At 31.5% G+C, this 1,356-nt stretch carries 3 protein-coding genes; 2 read left to right on the top strand and 1 reads right to left on the bottom strand.

The window, feature by feature from the left end:
- A partial coding sequence (locus NL42_RS10215; protein ID WP_461312661.1) for a hypothetical protein occupies positions 1-302 on the top strand: 302 nt, incomplete at its 5' end.
- Positions 303-478: 176 nt separating this feature from the next.
- Here the strand turns inward: NL42_RS10215 and NL42_RS10220 are convergent.
- Positions 479-742, bottom strand: a complete 264-nt coding sequence (locus NL42_RS10220; RefSeq protein ID WP_461312662.1) for a hypothetical protein — start codon at positions 740-742, stop codon at positions 479-481.
- A gap of 230 nt (positions 743-972) precedes the next feature.
- Here NL42_RS10220 and NL42_RS10225 point away from each other — a divergent pair.
- A partial coding sequence (locus tag NL42_RS10225) for a BLUF domain-containing protein (RefSeq protein ID WP_461312663.1) occupies positions 973-1,356 on the top strand: 384 nt, incomplete at its 3' end.

Here is a 1,356-nt window from a genome sequence, read left to right on the forward strand (position 1 = left end):
TTGGAGCCTCGGTAAGTGCAGCATCGAAAATTGAAAAAGAGGAAACAAAAAAGTTTTCAACAATGAAGCATTGTATTGAATGGTTAGATTCTAAATATCCAAATAGCAAATGGCATAAAGACAAAGGTACTTCGTGGAGTTTAGAAAATGATAATTCAAATTTTTTATCTGGGATTACTCATATTCCTAGTGAAGAAAATAGAAAACTAACACATCCGATTGCAATTTATTGCAAATTAAAAGAAACAGGTACCGAAGGTGTATTCTATGAAGGAAAATATATCGTCATAGAAGCTATCTAGTCTCAAAATTTAATTGAAAAAACCACTCAATGAGTGGTTTTTTATAGCTGAACAAATTCAATAAATTCATTGCCAAGAACAATTTCTATATGATTGGCTTGCTAAGCCAGTAGTAATTTAAAAACTTTAAGGAATGCCCATTTCCTAAGCTTTTATTTTATTCGTATAGCTATATGTTAAGAGGGCCTAACTTTAGTTTTCTTTGTCAAAATCTTGATAATTTTAAAAACTTGATTATCGAGCTTTATCTTTTGATGAACGGTTGCATTGTCGAGCTGATCCCATAACTCAAATGGGAAAAACTCTGAACTATGATCAAATACCCATAACCATTGATAACTATTGTTAAGTGTATTTACATCAAAACGGACATCCTGAACTTTGACAATCTTAAGTTGTTTATGATGTTCGTCCTGAAGAGTAATTTCATGGTTCTCCATTAGACATCCACAAATTAAAAACAATTCTTAATTCTACTGAAATTAATATTTTCTGGTTAGCTTGTTAAGTTGGTATTAATTTACAAAAGATTTCTAGTTGTTAAAGTTTGTCATTTTCAAAATGATAATAATCTTTACTTTTGAAATACAAGGTTTTAATTAGGTCAGGTTGTAAGCGTGGATGGTAGATGTCAGAATGCCAAACTGACATCTATCTTCGAGTTATCGCTATGAGTTTAATAGGCTTTATGTATGCAAGTAAAACCAATAGTGAACATAGTCAAGTAAAACAAGATCTAATTGATATCCTCACAGAAGCAGTCAAATTCAATTCTTATAATGATATTACGGGAGTACTTTACTATGGTAATGGATATTTCTTGCAGTACTTAGAGGGCGAGAAAGAACAGGTCGAATCGCTGTTTTATAATTCAATTTTGAAAGATTCGCGACATCAGAACTGCGAAATCATCTTTTCAGAACCGTCCGAACAGCGGTTATTTAAGCATTGGAGTATGAAATTTGCTCCTATAAATACGAAAATAAAAGATTTCTTTTTTCATCATCATGTCGATGAATTTAACCCGTATTTGCTTAACACTACATCAATTCCA

This window comes from Acinetobacter sp. GN11 (assembly GCF_054823985.1).